20 protein-coding genes are annotated in these 24,109 nt (G+C 37.5%); 4 read left to right on the top strand and 16 right to left on the bottom strand.

The genetic code is table 11. The features are described from left to right. Positions 1–109: 109 nt before the first annotated feature. Positions 110–1,180, top strand: coding sequence for a tyrosine recombinase XerS (xerS, locus tag NXS10_RS01140; protein ID WP_259136746.1), 1,071 nt, complete (start codon positions 110–112; stop codon positions 1,178–1,180). A 68-nt stretch (positions 1,181–1,248) separates the two neighbouring features. On the opposite strand, the gene NXS10_RS01145 is transcribed toward xerS, so the two are convergent. The 9 genes from NXS10_RS01145 to trmFO form a co-directional block, all read right to left on the bottom strand. Next, complete coding sequence (locus tag NXS10_RS01145; protein WP_259136748.1) at positions 1,249–3,855, bottom strand: pneumococcal-type histidine triad protein; 2,607 nt, start codon at positions 3,853–3,855, stop codon at positions 1,249–1,251. Positions 3,856–3,868: 13 nt separating this feature from the next. After that, positions 3,869–4,789: a metal ABC transporter solute-binding protein, Zn/Mn family gene (locus NXS10_RS01150; protein ID WP_259136750.1), complete on the bottom strand. Its 921-nt coding sequence runs from the start codon at positions 4,787–4,789 to the stop codon at positions 3,869–3,871. A gap of 108 nt (positions 4,790–4,897) precedes the next feature. Then, positions 4,898–5,848, bottom strand: a complete 951-nt coding sequence (locus tag NXS10_RS01155; RefSeq protein ID WP_259136752.1) for a sensor histidine kinase — start codon at positions 5,846–5,848, stop codon at positions 4,898–4,900. After that, the gene (locus tag NXS10_RS01160) at positions 5,845–6,513 is read right to left on the bottom strand and encodes a response regulator transcription factor (protein WP_259136753.1); all 669 of its coding nucleotides are present in this window, start codon (positions 6,511–6,513) and stop codon (positions 5,845–5,847) included. The genes NXS10_RS01155 and NXS10_RS01160 overlap by 4 nt, the downstream gene beginning before the upstream one ends. 76 nt (positions 6,514–6,589) lie before the next feature. Further along, complete coding sequence (locus tag NXS10_RS01165) at positions 6,590–8,551, bottom strand: ABC transporter permease (protein ID WP_259136755.1); 1,962 nt, start codon at positions 8,549–8,551, stop codon at positions 6,590–6,592. A 1-nt stretch (position 8,552) separates the two neighbouring features. Then, positions 8,553–9,305, bottom strand: a complete 753-nt coding sequence (locus NXS10_RS01170; protein ID WP_259136757.1) for an ABC transporter ATP-binding protein — start codon at positions 9,303–9,305, stop codon at positions 8,553–8,555. A 339-nt stretch (positions 9,306–9,644) separates the two neighbouring features. After that, the gene (locus NXS10_RS01175; RefSeq protein ID WP_259136759.1) at positions 9,645–9,827 is read right to left on the bottom strand and encodes a hypothetical protein; all 183 of its coding nucleotides are present in this window, start codon (positions 9,825–9,827) and stop codon (positions 9,645–9,647) included. 81 nt (positions 9,828–9,908) lie between these two features. Then, positions 9,909–10,097 carry a hypothetical protein gene (locus NXS10_RS01180; protein WP_259136761.1) on the bottom strand — a complete coding sequence of 63 codons (189 nt, stop codon included), beginning with the start codon at positions 10,095–10,097 and terminating at the stop codon, positions 9,909–9,911. 105 nt (positions 10,098–10,202) lie between these two features. Further along, positions 10,203–11,546 (bottom strand): methylenetetrahydrofolate--tRNA-(uracil(54)-C(5))-methyltransferase (FADH(2)-oxidizing) TrmFO, encoded by a 1,344-nt coding sequence (gene trmFO, locus NXS10_RS01185; RefSeq protein WP_259136763.1) that lies wholly within the window; start codon positions 11,544–11,546, stop codon positions 10,203–10,205. A 213-nt stretch (positions 11,547–11,759) separates the two neighbouring features. Between trmFO and NXS10_RS01190 the strand changes: the two genes are divergently transcribed. The 3 genes from NXS10_RS01190 (at position 11,760) to NXS10_RS01200 (ending at position 15,115) form a co-directional block, all read left to right on the top strand. After that, positions 11,760–12,662 (top strand): helix-turn-helix transcriptional regulator, encoded by a 903-nt coding sequence (locus tag NXS10_RS01190; protein WP_259136765.1) that lies wholly within the window; start codon positions 11,760–11,762, stop codon positions 12,660–12,662. A 357-nt stretch (positions 12,663–13,019) separates the two neighbouring features. Then, complete coding sequence (locus tag NXS10_RS01195) at positions 13,020–14,027, top strand: adenine-specific methyltransferase EcoRI family protein (RefSeq protein ID WP_259136767.1); 1,008 nt, start codon at positions 13,020–13,022, stop codon at positions 14,025–14,027. Further along, entirely contained in the window at positions 14,024–15,115 is a 1,092-nt protein-coding gene (locus NXS10_RS01200) for an HNH endonuclease family protein (protein ID WP_259136769.1), read from the top strand. The genes NXS10_RS01195 and NXS10_RS01200 overlap by 4 nt, the downstream gene beginning before the upstream one ends. A gap of 253 nt (positions 15,116–15,368) precedes the next feature. Here NXS10_RS01200 and NXS10_RS01205 read toward each other — a convergent pair whose 3' ends face one another. The 7 genes from NXS10_RS01205 to NXS10_RS01235 form a co-directional block, all read right to left on the bottom strand. Beyond that, complete coding sequence (locus NXS10_RS01205) at positions 15,369–16,103, bottom strand: cyclase family protein (protein ID WP_259136771.1); 735 nt, start codon at positions 16,101–16,103, stop codon at positions 15,369–15,371. A gap of 8 nt (positions 16,104–16,111) precedes the next feature. After that, positions 16,112–17,395, bottom strand: coding sequence for an O-acetylhomoserine aminocarboxypropyltransferase/cysteine synthase family protein (locus tag NXS10_RS01210; protein WP_259136774.1), 1,284 nt, complete (start codon positions 17,393–17,395; stop codon positions 16,112–16,114). A gap of 94 nt (positions 17,396–17,489) precedes the next feature. Next, positions 17,490–19,775, bottom strand: a complete 2,286-nt coding sequence (pcrA, locus tag NXS10_RS01215) for a DNA helicase PcrA (protein WP_259136776.1) — start codon at positions 19,773–19,775, stop codon at positions 17,490–17,492. A gap of 100 nt (positions 19,776–19,875) precedes the next feature. Further along, positions 19,876–21,195, bottom strand: coding sequence for a uracil-xanthine permease family protein (locus tag NXS10_RS01220; protein WP_259136779.1), 1,320 nt, complete (start codon positions 21,193–21,195; stop codon positions 19,876–19,878). Positions 21,196–21,907: 712 nt separating this feature from the next. Beyond that, entirely contained in the window at positions 21,908–23,140 is a 1,233-nt protein-coding gene (locus tag NXS10_RS01225) for an MFS transporter (protein WP_259136781.1), read from the bottom strand. After that, complete coding sequence (locus NXS10_RS01230; protein ID WP_259136783.1) at positions 23,140–23,616, bottom strand: YncE family protein; 477 nt, start codon at positions 23,614–23,616, stop codon at positions 23,140–23,142. The genes NXS10_RS01225 and NXS10_RS01230 overlap by 1 nt, the downstream gene beginning before the upstream one ends. A 135-nt stretch (positions 23,617–23,751) precedes the next feature. Further along, the gene (locus tag NXS10_RS01235) at positions 23,752–23,898 is read right to left on the bottom strand and encodes a hypothetical protein (protein ID WP_259136786.1); all 147 of its coding nucleotides are present in this window, start codon (positions 23,896–23,898) and stop codon (positions 23,752–23,754) included. Positions 23,899–24,109: the final 211 nt, after the last annotated feature.

Here is a 24,109-nt window from a genome sequence, read left to right on the forward strand (position 1 = left end):
ATCGGTTAGACTTTATTATTTTTCCGAAAAACTGTAATTTTCTTGAAAATATGATGTGAGTGTGATATACTTCTTTTAAAGATAAAAATGATAGCTATGGGAGATAATTATGCGACGCGATTTACTGCTCGAAAAAATTGATAAGCTCAAGATGGTCATGCCTTGGTACGTGTTGGACTATTATCAGTCAAAATTGACTATTCCTTACAGTTTTACGACCCTGTACGAATATCTCAAAGAATACCGTCGTTTTTTTGAATGGTTGATAGATTCAGATATTGTTCATTGTCAAAAAATCGCTGATATTGAACTTACAACATTGGAACATCTATCCAAAAAAGATATGGAAGCTTTTATCCTTTATCTACGTGAACGTCCTTTACTAAATAGCAATACAACTCAACAAGGTGTTTCCCAAACGACCATCAATCGGACATTGGCTGCACTTTCTAGTTTATATAAATATTTAACAGAGGAGGTGGAAAACAATGAGGGAGAGCCTTACTTTTATCGTAATGTCATGAAAAAAGTGTCCATTAAGAAAGAGAAAGAAACTTTGGCAGCTCGTGCTGAAAACATCAAGCAAAAGCTCTTTTTAGGAGAGGAAACACAGGCATTTTTAGACTACATTGATAAGAAGTATGCAACAACATTATCAAAACGTGCTCTCTTTTTCTTTAATAAAAATAAGGAACGTGACTTGGCTATCATTTCACTACTTTTAGCATCTGGTATTCGCCTTTCTGAAGCGGTAAATCTGGATGTTAAAGATTGCAATCTTAACACAATGGTTGTCGAAGTTACACGAAAAGGTGGAAAAAGGGATGCTGTCCATATAGCTAACTTTGCCCATTCTTATCTCGAAGATTATCTTACTATTAGAAAAGAACGATACAAAGCTGAAAAGACAGATACAGCGCTCTTTTTAGCTTTGTATCGTGGCAAACCTAATCGTATTGATGCTTCTTCTATCGAAAAGTTAGTTGCCAAATATTCACAATCCTTCAAGGTTCGCATCACACCACACAAACTCCGACATACATTAGCTACACGCCTTTATGCTAGTACGAAATCGCAAGTCTTGGTCAGTCATCAGCTAGGGCATGCCTCTACGCAGGTCACTGACCTCTATACCCATATTGTAAATGATGAGCAGAAAAATGCTCTTGATAAGCTGTAAAAAGACTTATAAGTTTTACTTATAAGTCTTTTTTTGTTAGTGATTTGATGAATTTTAATTACATATTTTTATTTATGTAAATTATCTTTACTCACCACTTCTGCTTCACTACTGCTAACTGTTTGGCTGTTGCTATCGGTATCGCTACCATCTGTATCTTCAAATAGTTTTGGTTTTGCTATTGGGAAGTTCACTTTGTTGTTAGAAGGGCTGTCTGCAGTTACTTGCGTATTTGTCTTAGTGTCAGCAGATTTAGTCGTTGAAGTTACCTCTGCTAGAGTATCAAGATTAACAGTTACCTTGTTACCATTTATCTGTGTGAAAGTGGCTTGTTTATTGATTCCAAATTGAATAGTGTCAAAGTTAACTTGGTATTTACTTATGAGCTGATTAATCTTTGATGACATGTCATTATAGCTGTAGCCGTATTGTTGTGCCAATTGAGTGATTTTATCCATTGGTGTATCTACTGATTTTGGTGTGTTATTTTCTGTGTTTGATTTGAGGTTGATACTAATGTTCTTACCGTTTGCTTGGAAAGTGATGTGACCATCAGTACTAATAGTCATAGCATTGTAAGAGACTTTATACTGTGAAGCTATATCTGATAATTTATCATTTAATACCTCACTCGTCATTCCATACTGGCTGGCAAAGCGATCTATAATATTGTATAACTCTGGCATACTCTTTTCAGCAAACGCTACAGTATCATCTTGTAAATCACTAATTAAAAGCCCTGTCTCAATATCAACAATCTGTTCCTTGCCATTCTTATCAGTTAATTGAACCTGTTTTTTATCTTTCAAAAAGGTCATATGGTCTGGGCTAACACCGTAGCGCACATAAATATCGTTAATTTTATCCTCCAAAGTTTTAAAGTCCATATTGTAGTTTTCAGCTTGCTTTCGTAAAACTTTGCGAATTGGAGTAGGCTTTAGTTCAGGATGTGCAAGCAAATATTTGATAGATGCAATTTCATCTTCGTCTAACCAAGAATAGGATATAATATGGTAGTGATCATAATGTGGCTGTACAAAACCTTTTTGTGTAGCTGCAACGACATAATATAAACCATATGGTAAATCTTTTAGAGGTATCTTCAACTCAGGTTTGATAGCTTCGATATTAGCTGGATAAAGGGAGGTCTTGCTAATCTTTTGACCTTTAAATTTTTCACGAATAGCAGCCAACTCGCTGTCTTCTAAATCTTCCCAGCGAATATAATGTAGATGATTACCGTGTTTTGTAATCACAGCTTGATCAACAACATCTGTCACAGAGTCAATGCTAAAGGTATAGCCATCAGAGGTTTTATAAGGCTTGCCATCGTTACCCTGATCGGATTTTTTGATATTGTCTGGGATAAGTGTGTCATCTTTTTTGATGGTATTTGTAGATGTATTAGTTTGGCTTTCAGTCTTGGTGTTTTGCGTTTGATTGTTGTTTGTCTTGCTATCCGCTTTTGCTCCATAGGCGAGAAGACGTGTGATTTGCGCTTCTAGGTCTGACATTTGGCTATAAGGGATAAAATGATAGTGGTCACCGTGTGGAATAACCGCCCCTGTTGAAGTAAAGCGGGTAACCTTTTGAGGATCGTAGATGAGACCATCAGCTTCAACGTGACGTGAATTTAATGGTTGAGTGTAGAGCTGATTGAGCAGGGCAGTTAGAGATGTTGAACTGTCAGTCTGTGTCTGCTCTTTTTGACTCTGCGTTTGGGTACTTGTGTGGGTCGTAGATTGTGAGCTTGTTTTGGAATGATGTGTCGTCTGTGTGGCTTGGTTTGTATGTAAAACATAACCCTGCGAGATAGTTGGTGTAAAGTGCGTTGTTGAGGAAGGTAATTGCGGTGTCGCTTTAGAGGAATTTTCTGTTTTTCTAAAAATAGTCTGTGCTTGGTGTCTCTTCTTAGACCGTCTAGAAAGCCCATTCCAATAAGCTTGAGCAGCAGACAGCTCACTAGCAGATAAGTCTGACTTTGGAATATAGTGAAAATGATTGCCATGTGGCACGAGAAAAGCGTCTCCCAAGTCATCAATAACATCTGTTGGACTAAAGATGTAACCATCATCGGTCGTATAGCGCCCTTGCACTTTTGCCTGTTTGGCAGCTTGGCTTTGTTGTGTGGATTTGCTGCTATGCTTGTGGTGTCCTTTACTAGCCACTTCTGCTTTTGCTTTTTCTTGTTGCTCTTCTATTTGTGCTTTGGTGCGGACATTAATCCGCTTGCTACCTTCCTTGAGATAAAGGTAGTATTTACTATTTACCTTGATAATATAACCGTCCTTAACATCATTGACCACATCTTCTTGCTTAAAGACATAGGACGGATCAGTCATTATCAGATCCTCGCTGATAATAGCATCGTATGGCACCTTACCATTGTAATAGTGATAATGGTCACCATGAGAGGTCACATAGCCGTCATCAGTGATTTTAATGACAATCTGCTCTGCTGAAATTCCCTCTTCCTTACTAACTTCATCAGGTGTCTTGCCTTTGGTATCAGAGACGACTTTCTGTTTCTTTGATTTACCACTATTGATATAAGAAATGCGATTGTTTTTGACGTCATTTTCTTGTGCTTGGTAGCGACCAAGCTGGTAAGCACAGACACTAAGAGTAACTACAGAAAGTGTCGTGATAGTAGGGATAAAGTATTTTTTCTTCATGAAAACTCCTTTTTTATAAATGTTGGCTCAGTACTTTGAGGTTTTGCTCGATGTTTTCAAGTAAACTAAGATTATTTTGTGGATCGGCTTCAAGTGGGCTTAGTACTTGAATACTAGCTCCAGTGTTGTGGGCTATGGCTTTTGCTACCTTTGTCGAGATAGTGTCTTCGACAAAAATCGTTTTAACCTTGTAAGTCTTGACAAAGTCTTCTATTTCTGCTAGCTGTCTTGCACTAGGTTCTTGGTTTGTCACACTTGATATGCCCAACTGCTTGAGACCAAATCGTTTTGCCAGATAGTAAAAAGCAGTGTGCTGGGTGACAAAATATTTTGATTTTGCCTTTGCAAAAATTTTCTGGTATTTTACAGTCAAGTTTTTGGCAGATTTTCTGAAGATATTTGCATTTTTTTGGTAGGTCTTAGCGTTTTTAGAATCAAGCTTTTTCAACTGATTTGCGATATTTTGCGCTTCATCAGCAAGCAAGATAGGGTCGTTCCAGCTATGAGGATCATAGAATCTTGCAGGGTCTATATTGTCAGTCACAGGCATCTCCTCTAAGCCCTGTACCCTGCTAAGTTTGAGTCTTTTGGCAGCTTCAATGATCTTAACCTTTGAATCGTGCAAGCTCGAATTTAGACTTCCCGCCCATGACTCTAAAGTGTGAGAGTGATAAATAAAGGCATCAGCACGATAAATAGCCTCTACATCAGCCGTTGATGGTTCAAAGTCATGAATACCTTGACTGGACTGAATCATCTTGACATCGTTTAAGTCACCAGAGACAGTCTTTGTCAGCGCATATATGGGGTAAAAGCTTGTGACAATCTTGAGTCGCCCTGTTCCTTTTGTAGTGCTGGTATTGGCATGACAACCCACCAAACACAGTAGCAGACTTAGACTTATTAGGACAAGCTGATAGTATTTTGATTTCATTAGTCCTCCTTTTTATTAACTAGTTAATTAACTGGTTAAATTTAATTTTAGCAAGTTTTAAGCTTTTGTCAATAGGAAAATGAAAAATCTTCAAGAATTTTCTTGAAGTTAGAGTTTTTGTTTAGAGGAGATGGTGACGTCAGTACCTTTAGCAATCTGGCTAGTCACCTTGATTGAAAAGTTAAGTTTATCAAGCACTTGCTTGGTCATATAAAGACCTAAGCCAGTTGCTTTTTGATATTTATGCCCATTAAAACCTGTGAATCCTTCATCAAATAAACGAGGCAAATCCTCATCTAATATGCCAATACCATCATCAGAGATAGTCACTTGAGTCTCTGTAATAGTGATTTTTATCTGAGCATTGTTGTGCGAGTATTTGATAGCATTGTCAAAGATTTGAGAAAGGGCAAAGCTCAGCCATTTTTTATCAGTTTTGAAAGTTGTATCGCCTGTGATGGTTACGGATAACTGCTTGGCTAGGCAGGCAGTACAGTATTTTTTAACCACCTCTGCTACTACTTTCCTAGCTGAAACTCTCTCAAAGCGAAAGTCATCTTGATGCTGCTTGAACTTGATATAGTTAATCAGTGTATCCAGATAGTTTTCTAAGCGCAGAACTTGTCGTTTGGTTTCTTCTGGGGTGAGCTGGTCAGTTTGTGCCATGAGAGATATAGCGGACAAGGGAACTTTCATCTGATGAGTCCACATTTTGACAAGACTCTCTAGATTATCTTTTTGACTGGTGATTTCAAGTTCTTTCTGGTTAGCTGCATGACGTAACTTAAAAATAACAGTACGATACGCTATATCGCTAGGATCAGTAAAATCTTCAAGTTCACTATCATAGACAAAGTGCGTAAGCACCAGCATTTTTTGACGAAAGAGAAAATAGCGCCACAAACTGATAATGACGAGAACGACAAGATTAAGCGCTAGAGTGTTCGCAAAATAAATCAGTGGCAAGTGATAGAGCCAAAAATTGAGGAAAAATAAGAACATTACACCAAGATAAGTCGCATACCAGACAATGTATTCTTTGAAAAATTGTTTTATCATCTTAATAAATAACCGACTCCTCTCACAGTATGAATGCGATTAAAACCAATCGGAGTAAGTTTTTTTCGTAGCCGTGTCATATTGACGTTGAGCGTATTTTGGTCGATAAAGCTCTCATCTTCCCAAAGACTCTCAAGTAATTCTTCCTTAGTCACAACCTGTTCAACATGCTCAAAAAGAACTCTCAGCATCTTAGATTCGGTCGGAGTTAGAAGTATTTGCTGATGAGATGGAGTACTAAAGACGCCATCTCGATTGAGTTGATAACCCTCCAAGTGATACTTTGGTGTTTGGAGTTGCTGTTGAGAACGCCTCAAAAAAGCTGCAATTTTAGCTTCCAAAACAGTTAACGAAAAAGGCTTTGAGATAAAATCATCTCCGCCCATATTGAGTGCCATGACCATATCCATCTCATCACTACTTGAGGAGATAAAGATAATCGGTGCAGACAATTTTTTACGAATTTCTGTCGTCCAATAAAAACCATTATAATAAGGCAAAGTAATATCCATCAAAATCAAGTCTGGTTGAAACTTCTCTGCCTCATGCTTCACATCACGGAAATTTTGAACAGTCCCTACAGTGTAGGTCACCTGCAAACTGTCTTTTAACAGATGAATAATAGTCGGATCATCCTCAATAATAAAGATACGATTATCTAGCATAACTTTCCCCTTTTTCTCTATTTTATCATAAGAACACTACTTCTACAAAAAAAGACTGGCATATCCAGTCTTCTCGTCAGTGTTCGATAATTTTGTAGTAGGTTTTGCTTGTCATACGATAGATAATAAAATAAAGTACTGCGACAATAGCAATTGTAATAAAACTAACAATATAGACGAGCTTAGCCTCTGTCACACCAAAAGTCAGCAAGAGTTGTCTGAGCATAGGTATGGCAATCAAATAATGTAGTGTTGCAATACCAAGTGGCATAAAGAAGAAAAGAATGATTTGTGAATTGATAGTCTTTTTGATTTGCCTTTGACTCATCCCGACCTCCTGCAAGATATGATAAGACTTCTTGTCTTCATGTCCCTCAGAGTACTGCTTGTAATAAACAATAAGTGCAACTCCGAGAAGAAAACTAATACCTAAAAGGAAACCTGTAAAGAGCAGAGCTCCGTAAAACTCATACATCAGATTAAGACTTTCTGATTTTGTTCGAAGAACGCCAGAAAACTCCTCATCTCCAACAGTATGATTGGCTGTTGTAATTTTACTTATCTCTGTTTTAGACAAATCTAAGTTGGCGATATAGTTTTCAGAGATTCCAAGACCTTTATCAACGTAAGGGAGATAATGTCTGTAAATCTCTTGATAATCTGCTTTACTTGGCAACACTAGAACTGCACTATTAACGGTGATTTGCAAATCTGGAAAAATCGCATGTTTAAGTTTTTTTACCTTGTACTTCTTTCCAAAAAAGTCAAAGGAGCTAACAGAGCTGTTCCCTTTTTGTGTCAAAAAGAGGACTTCGTTATCTTTTAGTGTTTTAATACTATTTCCTAAATGCTTGAAATCTTTTTGTGTGATGATATAAACAAAGCCTGTTGACATAGAGGTGTTTACTATATTGTTGTCATTGATGATAATATCCTTTTTGTCACCATTGTAATTAAGTGCAATCATAGCTGTTCGATAAGTGATGAGTTCTTTAGTTGAGCGATGGAGCTTGTCTAAGACGTCTTTTTGGAAATATTTTTCAGGTTGTATCTCTTTATTTTGAGGTATATAGTATTCAATGCGGCTATTTTTAAGAAAAAGACCATTAACCATATTTTGTGTGTTAGCATATAGAGAGACGGTAGTTCCGATTGTTACTAATGCCATAACAGCTAGTAGGCTAATACTAGCCAGCCCTGTTGCATTTTGCTTCATGCGAAAAATCATTTGTGAGGTTGATACGAAATGTTCTGGCTTATAATAATAGTTTTTATTTTTTCTACGACGCTTGAGATACCAAGTCATAAAACTAATATAGAAAAGGTAAGTCCCTAAAATAACAAGCAGTACAGCAAAGAAAAACTTGTAAATAACCTGTATAGCAGATAATTTATCAGATGTGAAAGCAATATAGTAGGCATAGCTAATAGCAATAACACTCAGTAAAGCAAGAAGAACGTTGCCACGTGGTTCTTTTTCACCTTGTTGTTGACTACGAAAGAGATTAAGCGGTGATGATAATTTAATATGCGCCAAAGCACTGAGCCATAAGATGAGGAAAATACCTGCAAAAATAAGAGCATTGACAAGAAAAGGGAGAGCTACTAACTTGAGATTAAGGAGATGATAGTTTGTTAGATTGACAAAGATAACATAGGTAAATTTAGCAAAGATACCACTAAAGAGTGTTCCAAGGATGACTAATATAGCAAAGATAATCATAAGCTCAAATGTAGCAACCATTCCTACTTGGCGTTTGTTCATCCCCAAAATATTGTATAGACCAAATTCACGACTGCGCTGTTTAAGGAGGACGCGATAGCTATAGCGTTCCATGATAAGCGAGAAAATACTTAGAACAATAGCCCCTAAACCGATAGATGTAGCAGCTGCCCCCATAGATTTCCCCATAGGACTAAGTAGGATAAGGAAAGTCGAGCAGGTTACTAAATAAAGGAAAAAACTGGTCAACATAAAAGGAACATAGCTTGAAAAACTATTTTTAAGGTTATTCCAAGCCATCTTAAAGTAAAACATCCTATTCACCTCCTAAAAGCGCAGACATTGCAAGTGAGATATCTTTGCTGAATGCTTTTGTTGATTTGTTTTCACGATAAACTTGGTGGAAGATACGACCGTCCTTGATAAAAAGAACACGTCTTGCATGACTTGCAGCATTAGCTGAATGAGTAACCATTAAAATAGTTTGACCGTTGAGATTAATAGCTTCAAAGAGTTCTAAAAGGTCTTCTGAATTACGGTAATCCAGAGCAGCTGTCGGTTCATCTGCTAGAAGTAACTGTGGCTTTGTCATGAGACTGCGGGCAATTGCAACCCTTTGTTTTTGCCCACCTGACAATTCAAAGGGACGTTTATCTAGCAAATTATCGATACGCAACTGTGGTGCTATTTCATCTAGACGCTGTGCCATTTCCTTGTAAGTTTTGCGCTCTAGCACTAGAGGTAAGAAAATATTGTCTCTGATAGACAGAGTGTCTAAAAGATTAAAATCTTGAAAGACAAAGCCAAGATTATGCAGGCGAAAACTAGCACGTTCATTGTCCTTAATTTTTGTAATATCCTGATTATCTAGAATGACAGAACCTTTAGTTGGTTTTTCTAGTGTTGCTAAAATATTCAATAATGTTGTCTTACCAGATCCTGACTCACCCATGATAGCGATAAATTCACCACCGTCAACCTTAAAGTTGACATCTTGAAGGGCACGAGTTTGTTCCTTTGAAAAGCGAGTGTGGTAGATTTTCTCTAAGTGATTGATTTCTAAAAACATAATAACTCCTTTAATTTTCCTTTTGTAGTAAATGATAGTCATGATTGATAGCAACGACTAAGTCGTCGGCGTTTTCCTTGATATGATAGAGGTCACTATAATCCCAGTCCGTCTTATCAGTAGCACTAACGTCGGTTAGCTTGATAAGGTTAATGTTGTTTTATCAAAAATCTTGTCAATTTTGGTCTCAAAAGTCAAACTCTCTGATAAAATTGTAACGTAAGAGTCGATATTGTCCTCACTCACTAGTATATCAGAAATGTGGTAGGCTTGTTTATCTACTGTATTATTGTAATCATCGATTGATGAGTTCTGGATCTCTCTAGACTCACTATCTCCCTACCTTATCAGCGATATCAAGTCGAGTTTATCGTTGATTTTTATACTTGTTTTTTCAAGCTTATAGTAACTGTCTTTGACCAACACTGCAAGCCCATTTGCAGACTGATAGACATTTCCGATAAAAAGTAGCGTATTAGATGTGGCTTTTTTATCTTCTAGTTGCTCTTTAGCATAATCCATCAAAGCACGTATAGACTTGGATTGGCAAAATTTATTGTCACTATCTAGGACAAGATAGGCTTTAAAGCGATATGCCAGCTTTTAAATGGCGTCTTCTGAAACTTCTTTGTTAGAGATGTCGTAGTCTACGCCTTTTATTTTTAGCGTTTGGCTGTTGGTATCAAGTGACACCTGCTGCTTCTCCTTTGTTTGACAAGCAGTTAGTAGAAATACCGCAACCAAAAGAAGAAATAAAACACCTCTTCCATAACCGATGGTCCTTTTCATCATATGTTTTCCTCCTTGACTTTCTGATACCATTGTACCGCAAAAAAAGGCGCCCAAATCTTACACTTGGACGCTCAAAACTTACAAAATTGTAAGTTTAGTATGATTTTAATAAGACAAATAAGTCTCTAAGTCAGCCAAAGCACGCTCAGCGATTTTCTTATATCTGGCTTTCTTATCACGGATACGTGAACCATTCAGCTCTTTTATAATGCCGAAGTTGACATTCATAGGCTGGAAGTGCTTGCTATCGGCATGTGTAATATAGTGCGGAAGGCTACCGATGGCTGTCGTCTCTGGAAAAATAATCTCGCTCTCACCCTTGAAGAGACGTGCAGCGTTGATACCGGCTATCAATCCACTGGCAGCAGACTCGACATAACCCTCAACACCTGTCATTTGCCCTGCAAAAAAGAGATTGTCCTGACGCTTGGACTGGAAGGTCTGTTTGATGAGATTTGGCGAATCCATGTAAGAATTGCGGTGCATAACACCATATCGGACGAACTCGGCATTCTCAAGCCCTGGTATCATCTGAAAGACACGTCTTTGTTCACCCCACTTAAGGTGTGTCTGGAAACCAACGATATTGTAAAGACTACCCGTTGCATTGTCCTGACGCAGTTGAACTACAGCGTAAGGAGTCTTAAATTCGCCGTCACGATGACCTGTATAGTCCTCTGGATATTCTAAACCCACCGGTTTCATCGGACCATAAAGCATTGTCTTAATACCACGCTTTGCCATAATCTCAATAGGCATACAGCCTTCAAAATATTTCTCTTTTTCAAAACTATTGAGTGGTGCTTCTTCTGCATTGACTAGCGCCTCATAAAAGTTTATAAACTCTTCCTTGGTCATAGGTGCGTTGAGATAAGCTGCTTCACCTTTATCGTAGCGAGATTTGAGATAAACTTTGCTCATATCAATCGTATTAACATCTACGATAGGCGCTGCTGCATCGTAGAAATAAAAGCCTTCGCCACCGTTTAGATCGTGAATTTTCTCTGCCAAGGCGTCGCTTGTCAAAGGTCCCGTCGCAATGACAGTAATAGCATCTGTTGGGATTTCGGTGATTTCCTTACGCATGACAGTGATGAATGGGTGATTGGTCACTTCATCAGTCACTGTCTGTGAAAAGCCCTCGCGGTCAACTGCTAGTGCTCCACCTGCTGGCACACGAGTACTCTCCGCTGCTCGCATAATGATAGAGTCAAGTCTACGCATTTCTTCTTTTAGAAGCCCAACTGCATTAGTCAAGCTATCACCACGCAAGGAATTAGAGCAAACTAACTCTGCAAACTGCTCTGTCTTGTGTTGTGGAGTAGATGTAACACCACGCATTTCATAGAGACGTACTGGAATACCACGCTTTGCAATCTGATAAGCAGCTTCAGATCCTGCAAGCCCTGCACCAATAACATTGATATAATCTTTTGAAGATTGAGACATGAAACTCTACCTCTTTGCCAGTTATCTGGCTCAAATCTTTCTATTGCAAATAATATATAAGTACTTGTAGTATTATACCATAGATGAGAGCTTAACTGTTAGTAGCAAAAGAGAAATTTATTCTCATCAGAAACAAAATTCTAAAACCTGACAGTTTGGTCATCATATGATAGAATGATACTATCATATGATTATGGAAAGAGATGGATTTTTATGACTATTAGTAGATATAGTGATAAAGGAAATAATCACTTGCTCCCTTACCGATACTATCAAACGACTGTAGAAAATGGTCGCCCTGATATCTTGTTTCATTGGCATCCAGAGTTAGAGATTAACTACATCAGAGAAGGGACTGCTCGTTATCATATTGACTATGATTTTTTCAATAGCGAAGCAGGTGATATTATCCTTATTCGTCCCAATGGCATGCACTCCATCCACCCTATCCAAAAAGAACGTCATGTCACAGACACACTCCAATTTCACCTTGATATGATTGGCTACTCTATCATTGATCAAGTAAGCCTTAGGTATCTCCAACCACTTCAGTCTAGTGCTTTCAAATTTGTCCCTATTATTAAACCACAGGATATAGGTTATGAGGAAATTAAAGACTGTCTTTTTCGTATCTTTCGTATCATTCAGGAGGAAGACCGCCATTTTGAGTTACTGCTAAAGGCCTATCTGAATGAATTAACTTATTTGTTTTATTATCATCGCTATGTCATTCGAAAATTGTCTGACGATATTTATCGCAAAAATGACCAGATTAGACAGATCATTGACCATATCAATCACAACTACCATAAACAACTGACTATCGACTATCTAGCAGACTTTATGGGCTATAGTAAAACGCACTTTATGACTCTCTTTAAGCAACATACTGGCACATCCTGTGTAGAATTTATCATTCAGGTGCGTCTGAGTAAAGCTTGCGATGAACTTATTAATACTGACAAGGCTGTTATTGATATTGCTACAGCTGTTGGTTTTAATAATTTGTCTAACTTTAACCGACTGTTTAAGCGCTATCACCAACTAACACCTAGCCAATACCGCAAACAATTCAAACAAGGCAAGAACAAGCCATCCTTTATCAATCCTTTTTAATTGTGGAAAATTATATACCAGCATACACCAACCATAATAGATAATATCAAAGTAGTGATGAGTGATAAATGCTTATAACCTCACGTTTTAGCCCTCCTCCAAAAACTTTCAAATCTAACTTTCCATTATAAAAAGTTATCGAAATTTGCTATAATAGAAGTATCAAAAATAAAGGAAATTGAGTATTATGAACGCAATCACAGCTCACCAGCTCACCAGCTCACCAGCTCACCAGCTCACCAGCTCACGCTGATTATGTAATCGGACGTGTTTTTTGTCAAGCTTTAAAACAGGCTTTTTCACATTTTTGTGAGGAAGTCTGTTTTGCTATCTCGCTTTCAAAAAAGAGGTGGCATAATGGCTGGAAATAACTCACTGACACGCGCAAAAGCAGATAAAGAGGATGAATTTTACACGCAAATCAGCGATATAGAAAAAGAGCTAAAACACTATACAAGTCATTTTAAGGGGAAACACGTTTTTTGTAACTGTGATGACCCTGAAGAAAGCTCTTTTTGGCGTTACTTCACTTTGAATTTCAAACGTCTTGGCTTATCTCGTCTAACCTCAACCCACTATATGGAAAATGGGCAGTCTTATCGTCTTGATATTTATAAAAATGTTCCAGATGAAGCTAAAAACAAGCCTACATTTTTGACTCTAGAGGGTTCTAATATTGACCTACCTCTTGGATATATCACCAACCTAGAAGGGGACGGCGATTTCCGAAGCGATGAGAGTATCGCTATACTGAAAGAGTGTGACATCGTGGTCACAAATCCACCCTTTAGTCTCTTTCGTGAATTTATTGCCCAGCTCTTTAAATATCAAAAAGACTTTCTCATCATTGGCAATCAAAACGCTATAACCTATAAAGAAATTTTTGGTTATTTACAGAGTAAGCAAATGTGGCTTGGTGCAAACTATGGCGATATGGCTTTCAAAGTGCCAGCTCACTATGAACCACGAAAAACACGGTTTTGGATTGATGAAACAGGGCAAAAATGGCGAAGTTTAGGCAATATCTGCTGGTTTACCAACCTTGATTTCAAACAACGTCACGAGGAGCTGATTCTATACAAGAGCTACACACCTGAAGAATATCCTGAGTATGACAACTATCACGCCATTAATATTGATAAAGTCGCTGAAATTCCTTTTGATTATGATGGTGTTATGGGGGTACCGATTACTTTCATGTGTAAGTATAACCCTGAACAGTTTGAAATAATATGGACTACTGACCGTGGAGGAGATGGACAGCTAGAAAAAATCAAAAAGCCACATTCAAGATACGATGCACCGATTATAAATGGAAACGGAAAATATAAAAGAATCATTATCAAAAGAAAGGCTAGCAAATGAAAATCAACCTACACCATATTAAAATCGGTGACCTTGTCACTGGTTATGAAGATAATGAGGAAAATGGCGTGAAAGCCTATGGTGGACGATTAGACGTTCGCCCTCCCTATCAGCGTGAATTCGTCTATAAAGACAAACAACGTGATGCCGTGATTGATACTGTACAGAAAGGATTCCCACTAAATGTCATGTATTGGGTCAAAACTGGCGAAGATACCTATGAAGTCCTTGACGGTCAGCAAAGAACTCTAAGTATTTGCCAATATTTCAATAATGAGTTTTCCCTGAATTTCATGGGATTTGCTAATCTCCCCATTGATAAACAAAATCAATTCTTAGATTATGAACTCATGATCTATATTTGCGAGGGAACAGATAGCGAAAAGCTAGACTGGTTCAAGACCATCAATATCGCAGGCGAAAAGCTGACTGACCAAGAATTGAGAAACTCTGTCTATACTGGTCCATGGTTAGCAGACGCTAAACGCTACTTTTCAAAGACCAGTGGTCCAGCCTATTCCATAGGTAATAAGCTAGTAAAAGGCACTCCAAACCGCCAAGAATATCTTGAAACAGCGCTATCATGGATTAATCACGGCGAGATTGAAAGCTACATGGCTCAACATCAGTATGACAAAAATGCTAACGAGCTATGGGCTTACTATAAAACTGTCATTAACTGGATTGAAATGCTTTTTCCTACAAATAAATACTACCGCAAGGAAATGAAAGGGCAGCCATGGGGTGAGCTATACAATAGATATCACAAAAATAGCTATGACACAGAAGAGTTTGAAGCCGAAATTAAGCAACTCATCCAAGATGATGAAGTTCAAAAACATAGTGGTATCTACCCTTATCTTTTCGATCATCAAGAAAAACACCTAAACCTAAGATCTTTTACCGATAATCAAAAACGTAAAAAATACGAAGAACAAGAGGGAATATGCCCTATCTGTCACAATCACTTTGATTACAAAGAAATGGAGGGAGACCACATAACGCCTTGGATCGAAGGTGGCAAAACCAATTTTGAAAACCTTCAGATGCTTTGTAAAAACTGTAACCGCAGAAAGTCAAATAAATGAAAAAACCATTTTCAAATTGTAAGATTTTCTTAAGCCTCCTCATCTAAAATGAAAGGCAATCTAGTTGAAGGAGGATGTTACTATGGCTAGGACAACATCACAAAACACAAAGTCACTTAAACAAGATACTTTGGTAATCAAGCTGATTTACCAACTAAAAAATTTCACTTCCTCACCTCTTACCCCATCATACTATCACTGTGCAACGCTTATAGACAGATAATAAAAACGTAGGAAAACATCCTACGTTTTTTTAATTTATATAAGCTAGTACTCTAGCAGGTGACCCTGTTGCTCTTTCAAAATGCGGATAACTAATATGGATAAAACTACCCGTTGATGGAACTTGATCCAGATGGGCTAGTACTTCTATCTGGTAAATCCCTTGTTCAAGCAAATAATATTCATTAAGAAGAGCACCATTCTTAGCAACTGTTTGACCACTATCTGTATCTAGTGTCTCATGACCAACAGCGGCAACCTGTCTTTCCTTAATGAGAAACTCCAAAGCTTCGAAGCTCCAGCCAGGGGTTTCCTGTTCTCCTTTAGAATTGAGATTTCTAAACTGTTCTTGACTTGGCCAACGCTTAGACCAGTCACTGCGAAAAGCTACAAAGGCATTTGGCTCAATTTCTCCATATTTTTCTTCAAAAGCTAAAATATCTGCAATCTTCAACTCATAGTTGGGATTTTTAGCCACTTCCTGTGATAAATCAATCACATAAAGTGGTAGAAAAAGATTATCAAGTGGCAATTCATCTAGCCATTTACCACCTGCTACAAAATGAATAGGTGCATCGATATGTGTTCCGTATTGCCCAACAAAACTAAACTGTTGAACGTGAAAGCCATCTTTTAATGTGAAAACATCTTTTTTCTCAAGAGGGGGAAGTGCTGGAAAATGTGGACTATTTTCGTTAATGCTATGAGTCAAATCCACAACTTTCGCTTTTTTAAATCGTTCAAAAGCTTCTCTTAATGTAACCATAAAACCTCCTAAATTGTAGCTAATGCTTTGTCCAAATCTGCAATCAAATCTGCAACGTTTTCCAGACCGATAGATAAACGAATTTGATTTTCTGAAATACCACAAGCTTTTAAGTCACTTGGGGATAGTTGCCCATGTGTTGACGTTGCTGGATGTACTACTAATGATTTAGCGTCTGCAACATTAGCAAGGTCTGAGAATAGACTCAAATGATCAATCACTCGCCTAGCCTCATCTGCTCCACCTTTGACATGGAAAGTAAAGATAGAACCTGCACCTTTTGGAAAATATTTTTGAGATAAAGCGTAATAAGGGCTTGATGGTAGACTTGGGTAATTAACGCTTTCTACCTTGTCATGATTGTCCAAAAAGGCAACAATTTTTTGTGCATTTTCAATATGACGCTCAAGGCGCAATGACAGCGTCTCAAGTCCCTGCAAAAGCAAAAAAGCATTAAACGGCGAGAGAGCAGCTCCCATATCGCGGAGTAACTGGGTTCTGACTGCTGTGATAAAGGCAGCTTCTCCGAAATCACGGGTGTAGCTGAGATGGTGATAAGATGGATCTTCCTCTACAAATTGAGGAAATTTACCACTTGCTTCCCAATCAAATTGTCCACTATCAACAATGACACCACCAATGGTTGTTCCGTGACCACCGATAAATTTAGTTGCCGAATGAACAACAATATCAACACCGTATGAAAAGACATTGATGAGATAAGGCGTTGCAAACGTATTGTCCGCAACAAGTGGAATCCTATGCTGATGCGCAATCGTTGCAATTTGTTCAATATCTGGAATGTTAATCAATGGATTGCCAAGTGTTTCGATGTAAACAAGCTTTGTATTTTCCCGAATGGTCTTTTTCAAGCTTTCTAAATCTTCGACATTTACAAACGAAGTTGTAATACCATAACGTGGCAAAGTTTCTTTTAATAAGTTAAACGTACCACCGTAAAGCGTTGTTGCCGCTACCACGTGATCACCAGCATGTGCCAAGGACAATATTGTATTGGTAATGGCTGCCATGCCTGAAGCTGTCGCAAGGGCTCCAACCCCTTTTTCAAGTGCTGCAATCCTCTCCTCAAATACGGCAACTGTCGGATTAGTGACACGTGTATAGATATTTCCTGGCTTTCTAAGAGCAAAAATCTCCTCTGCCTCCTGTGCACTATCAAATACATAAGAAGTTGTTTGATAAATAGGCACCGCACGTGACTTACTAGATTCATCAACGCTCTGTCCTGCATGTAATTGCAAAGTTTCAAAATGAAGTTCTTCTTTTGTCATCTGCTTTCTCCTCCTTAAAAAACTTGCCTTTATTGTACTCTTTTAAACTCTCATTTACTAATACTTATTCAAAGCAAAAAGATATAGTTTAAAACTATACCTTTTTTTCAATAGGTGCGATACTGGCTAGAACTTTTTTAAGCCCAATATCTGGGAAATTAATTTTTAATTCTTGTATTTGACCACTACCAGACACTTCTAGGACAACACCATCTCCCCATTTTTTGTGATGGACATTGTCTCCGACTTGCCAATCAATATCAGGTATTGGAGAGACAGCTTTGCCTCCAAATGGTAAGACAGAAGGAGACTTTGACTGGGGACTATAGCTAGCCTTACGAGTTTTCAATGCCTGCTGAAGACTCATTCCTTGTCCAAACCGTTTTGCTTTCTCTCCTGAATAACGAACCCCAAAAGACGACTCAACAGGACGAGCGTAGCCTTGAAATTGCAATAGCTTTTCATCAATCTCACGAATGAAACGTGTTGGACGATTATGTGAACTACGACCATACAAGGTTCTTGTGTTAGCGTTAGTCAAAAAAAGTAATTCTTCAGCTCGTGTGATACCAACGTAGGCAAGACGACGTTCTTCTTCTATCTCATCTTGATTTTCGTTTGCTCGTGATAGTGGAAACACTCCTTCTTCCATACCAATGAGGAAAACGACTGGAAACTCAAGTCCTTTAGCAGCATGTAACGTCATGAGAGTGACCTCTGCTGTCTCACGCTCGCCATCATCTGTATCGGCAATCAACGCTAAATCGTTTAAAAAATGCCCTAAGCGCTCTAATCCATTTTCCTTTTCTTCCTTTTTAGCGTTAGCCTCATCTGATGTTTTGGTCACAGAGAGAAATTCCTCAATATTTTCAATACGTGACTGACTTTCTAGTGTGTTTTGCACCTGCAGTGCCTGTAGATAACCTGTCTTATCCAAAATAGTCTCTACTAACTCTGTCAAAGTCAGATTATCTAGCTGATGACGTAATTGAGAGAGTATTGTCGATAGCTCAGTTAGAGCTGTAGCAGCTTTTCCACGAATGGGCAACATAAGATTACTGGCAGCAACTAAGAGTGACTGTTCATTGCTATCAGCAAAATCTCGGAGTTTGTCAACCGTTCCAGATCCAATACCACGTTTTGGTTCGTTGACAATACGCTCAAAAGAGAGATTATCTGCTGGATTGGCGATGACATTGAGATAAGCAATAACATCTCGAATTTCCTTACGACTGTAGAACTTAGTCCCACCAACCATGGTATAAGGAATATTGGATTTTAAGAGTGCTTCTTCAATGGTACGAGACTGCGCATTGGTGCGATAAAGCACAGCAAAATCTTTGAAATTTTTACCTGTTTCGCAGGTGATATTATCAATCGTTGAAGCGACAAAAACAGCCTCCTCTTGTTCATTATCAGCACGGTAATAAACAATCTTCTCACCATCTGCGTTTTGCGTCCAAAGCTTTTTGGGACGACGTTTTTTATTATTTTTGATAACATCATTGGCAGCTTGCAGGATAGTTTTGGTTGAGCGGTAGTTTTCTTCAAGCAAAACAACCTTAGCTTCTGGATAGTCTTTTTCAAAATCCAAAATATTTTGCATATCAGCTCCGCGCCAGCCATAAATGGATTGATCTGCGTCCCCAACAACACAAATATTTTTAAAGCGAGAAGATAATAATGTAACCAATTGGTATTGAGCATGGTTGGTATCTTGATACTCATCCACATGAATATATTGATAGCGCTGTTGGTAGTAAGCTAACACATCAGGGTTATTATCAAACAGTTTCAATGTTAACATAATCAGGTCATCAAAATCCATGGACTCTGACTTGCGAAGCTCTGCTTGATAAGCTTTGTAGCAACGTGACACTATCTGGGTGTAACTATCTCCTGCTTGCTGTTCATAAGCCACCTCGTCTAATAAATCATTTTTAGCATTAGAAATCGTACCTAAAATTGAACGTTCACTCCACTTTTTAAGGTCGATATTAAGCTCCTTCAAGATACGCTTCATCAATGTCCTCTGCTCGCTTGGGGCAACAATAGTGAAATTGCGATTATAACCAATATGATCCGCATCACGGCGTAAAATTCTTACACACATCGAGTGAAAAGTCGCAATGAGTGTATCTTGTGTAGCAGGATTTAAAGCTATAGCTCGTTCACGCATTTCTCTTGCCGCCTTATTAGTAAAAGTAATAGCAAGGATATTCCACGGATTAACCATTTTTTCATCAATTAAGTAGGCAATGCGATGTGTTAGCACACGTGTTTTTCCAGAACCAGCTCCTGCCATGATGAGTAGTGGTCCTTCTGTTGTTTGCACAGCTTCGGCTTGTTTATCGTTCATTCCATTCAGTAAAGGATTCATCTGTAACTTCCATTCTACTTTATATCTAACCTTGAAATTATACCATTTTTTCTCTAAAAATGCTTTGGTTATCAGAAAAAGACCCTAAGGTCTCCCAAGATTAGTTTTGGCTTTCTTTTGGTAAAATCAGGTTCAATATTACACCAACAATCGCACTAAGCGCTGTTCCAGAAAGTGTCAAAACATGTAAATCAAGCACAGCACCACCCAAACCAAGTACAAGCATAGAGCTTGCAATGATAAGATTTCTGATATGACCAAAGTTAACACGATTTTCGATTAACACTTTAAGCCCATTACTAGCAATAACACCGTAAAGCAAAATAGACATTCCCCCTAGGACAGCACTTGGGATAGTGGAGATAATTGCTGTAAACTTCCCAAGAAAGGAAAAGGCGATGGCAATCAAAGCAGCATGACGAATAACAGAGACAGAGGCGATACGTGTCATGCCAATAACTCCTGTATTCTCTCCGTAAGTCGTATTAGCAGGTCCACCAAGAAAGGCAGAAACAGTAGTTGCCACTCCATCTCCAATCAGAGTACGATTGAGACCGGGATTTTTCAGAAAAGGGCGTCCACAAATTTGACTAAGAACAGTATGATCTCCAATATGCTCAGCTACAGTCACGATTGAAATGGGCAAGATGGCAAGCATTTCTGATCCAAAGTAAAGATTATAATGCTTAAAGAGACCTGTTTTAAAAGGTAAAATAAAACCTGGTAACTCCAACCATGCTGCCTTGGCTACTGGCGATAAATCCACCATTCCAAGGCATAAAGCCACTAAATAACCACCAATGATAGCAAAGAGAAACGGAATGATTCTAACAAATCCTTTGCCTTTTGTATTGATAAAAGCAGCAATCAAAAAGGTGACACTCGCTATTAGCATATTTTTCCAATTACCACCAGATACAAAACCAGCATTCGTTACTGCTGAATTGGCAAGTCCTAGTCCAATAACGATAATCATAGGACCGATAACAATCGGTGGCAATAAGGTGTCAATCCACTTAGTTCCCATCAATCTCACCAAAGCCGCAATCACTACATAAATCAATCCAACAAATAAAATACCTGTCTGCGCTGCTGATAGGTTACCATTCAGTTGTTTAATGGCCAGAGACATAGCTGTAATATAAGCAAAGGATGATCCCAAGTAAACAGGTACTTTACACTTGGTCGCTACTTGATAGATAAGCGTTCCAACACCAGAAGCAAAAAGAGCCACCGATACAGGCATACCAAGCGTTAAAGGTACTAAGATAGTTGCTCCAAACATGGCAAAAACATGCTGAAAACTTAGCAATAACCCTTTTAATGGGGTAGGCTTTTGATTAACATCCAAAAGTAAATCAACTGTTTTCAATTCAGAATCAAGCAATTCTGCTTGATTCGATTGAGTCATTGCAGTCATGAAAAAACTCCTTTCGGGCACAAAAAAAGCCCTCTAAATCTCATAGACTCCTAAATATACTATGTCTTTCTCACCTCTCTGTATGAGTTTAAAAACCTATGTCTCGTAGCATTTTACCATAAAACAATATAAAAATCAAATCTAGTCTTGCTTTAAACGTAGTATGTGTCTTTTTCTGGGAGTTCTTATCATCGAAAAAAGGCTGAAATAAATTTTTTCCTTGCTTCAGTATTGATGATATTAACTTTTCTATGCTGCAATATTGTCTGATTGATTAAGTAAGGTCAGAGCTTGCCTTAATTGGTGATCAGGAGTTATCCGTCTCCAGTCCTTTTTTGGCTATTCATATTTATAGTATTGACAATCATAACCGATATATTTTTTTAGCTCCTTTTCAAAATTTCTGTGATGGAAATGAATCATCATTAGCATGATTTCCTAGAAACCCCAACCTATCCTCTTGTCCAACAATTTCTTGAAAATATCATTTCATCAAAGGTAAATAATACGGTTCTTTCACTACTATCTACCCTTTTATAGCTATTGGCTTGCGTAGTATTTGTTTAGCCTAATCAATCCTAAATAGATTTTATTTTTCAATTTCCCATGAAGTGATTGCATAGAGATGTAATCGCCTTTTTCTTTATTCTTCAAGCATACCATATCAACCCAAAAATAGTGCCTAGAAAAGCACTATTTCATTCAAGTTGCATTATTCGTTTGTCATATCTTTGCGATATAAAAAGGCAAATAAGATAGAACAAAGAACTAATAAAATTACTGCATAAGCAAATAGTAACATTCCAACACTTGCTGAGGGAATATAATTTAGGATCAATGCTGTTAGAAAGTTACCTATAGGATAAGTCACAGTTCCTAACAAACCAATAATGCTAAAAATTCTCCCTTTTAGTTGTCCAGGAATTTCTTCTTGAAAGAAGGTTGATTTATAAATCATTACAGGTGAAGATATGATGCCTGCTAAAATCAGCAAAGTAATCGATAGCATTAAACTATTTTGTAAAGAAAAGACAGCAATAAATATACAGTGAGCAATCAAAAATAGAAAAGTTAAATGAAAGCTATTTTTATATTTAGGTATGCCTCCTACAATCAACGAACCAATAATAATCCCAAATGATTGAACACCATTGATAATACCATAAGTTGCAGCACCTTCATGAAGAACATTCTTCACAAAGATTGGAAAGATTATCGGAAATGCTCCCCATATCAATAAATTCCATAATGATGTCAACAGAACTAATGACAATAATTTTGGATTTGATTTCAAATATCGGAGAGCTTGAAGAACCGTATTTTTTGTACTGTTTTCCTCTTCTTGACCTTGTTCATTATTCTCTTGAGGTTTAATCAACAGCAAAAGAATTGTCGCAACAATAAATAAAGCAGCTGCGAAAAGAAAAATGACCTGATGATTAGTAGTGTCAATAATAATCCCTGAAATAAACGCTCCTAACAAATAGCAAACATCAAATGAAATATTGACAAGAGCATTAGCAGAATGAAATTGTTGCTCATCTAAAATTTCTTTAACAATTGTTAGACTTCCAGCCGAAATAAGTGGAGCAACAGCACTATTTAGAATAAGCAATAGAGCAATAACTATTAGCACAATATTATTTATATGGATTGACAATATACATAAAATAATAAAAACAGCAGCTTTAATGGAACTAGCTAATGAGATTGCTCGAGAAACTTTCATCTTATCCATCAAAGTTCCTAGGAAAGGTGCAGAAACTAGAGATGGTACCTGCGTGATAAATACGGATAGAGCAATAAATAATGGTTGCTGTGTTTTTTCATAAACCAACCAAATGATAGCTACATCCACAATAGATTGTGCTAAATAGATAAGACTAATAGACGTTATAAACTTTAAGAAATTTCTTTCTCTAAATAATAAACTATACTGTTTCATTACGCCATTGCAATCATGTTCATGTAATAAGGATTATTGACAAAGAATTCTTCAATTTCTTCACTGTCAATAATGTTCAAACTGCATGCTCCCAAACCAGAAGGAACATCACCAACCCTTGTAAGATTATCTAAAGAGACCACAGATACTCGGTCATAAGCTAGATCAATATCTGTCAACATCATACGTTGAAAGGCAGTAATCAAAATAGTATTGTTATCTGGTGAGATATCCACACCACGTGGTGCAAGTCCGACTTCAATTTTTTTCTCCTCGAAGCCCGTTTTTAGATTAACAACGGAAATTGTGTTCCCTGCACAATTTGATACAAATCCAAAACCTCTACTCCTGTCAATCGCCATAGCACCACGAGGGCTATCGCCAATAGCAATTTGCTTAACTTCTTTGTTAAGTTGTAAGTCAACAACTGAGATAGTGTTAGAACCTGTATTGGTAATAAAAGCGTATTTACCCATAAAACCTCTCCCTTAATTTTTTGATTATTCAGAAAAATAACAATATTTTTCTGAATAATCTAATTATATCAAGAGTCAATCTGATAATCAAATTATTTACTCACTTTATTTTTCCACCGCAAATACTGAAATTGGTCACATTACGCATATATTCTTAGATTCTTTTTTATACTCACATTCTTCTTTCATCCCTTTATCACAGAGATAATCTTTTACAATATTATCTCTGTTCTTTTTGAGAGTAGCACGTTCAAATTGTAACTCTTTGATTTCTTTTGGCAATTCATCCCTTTTTATAGAAGTTCAAGACTCACCTCTGATAAAAGAATAGTTGTTTGAAGCTCAGATAAAGCTCCCGGTAGTTTATTGAGATAAATCATCTTATTTATTTTTCGTTTTCTAAAACTCTAAAAACTTACTTTAAACGTAATTTTTTTCAAAAAGGTTATTGACAATTGTCCACTTTTCCTTTAAACTATTAAACAATTACATA

The sequence above is a fragment of the Streptococcus sciuri genome, from assembly GCF_024814375.1.
GTDB lineage: Bacteria > Bacillota > Bacilli > Lactobacillales > Streptococcaceae > Streptococcus > Streptococcus sciuri.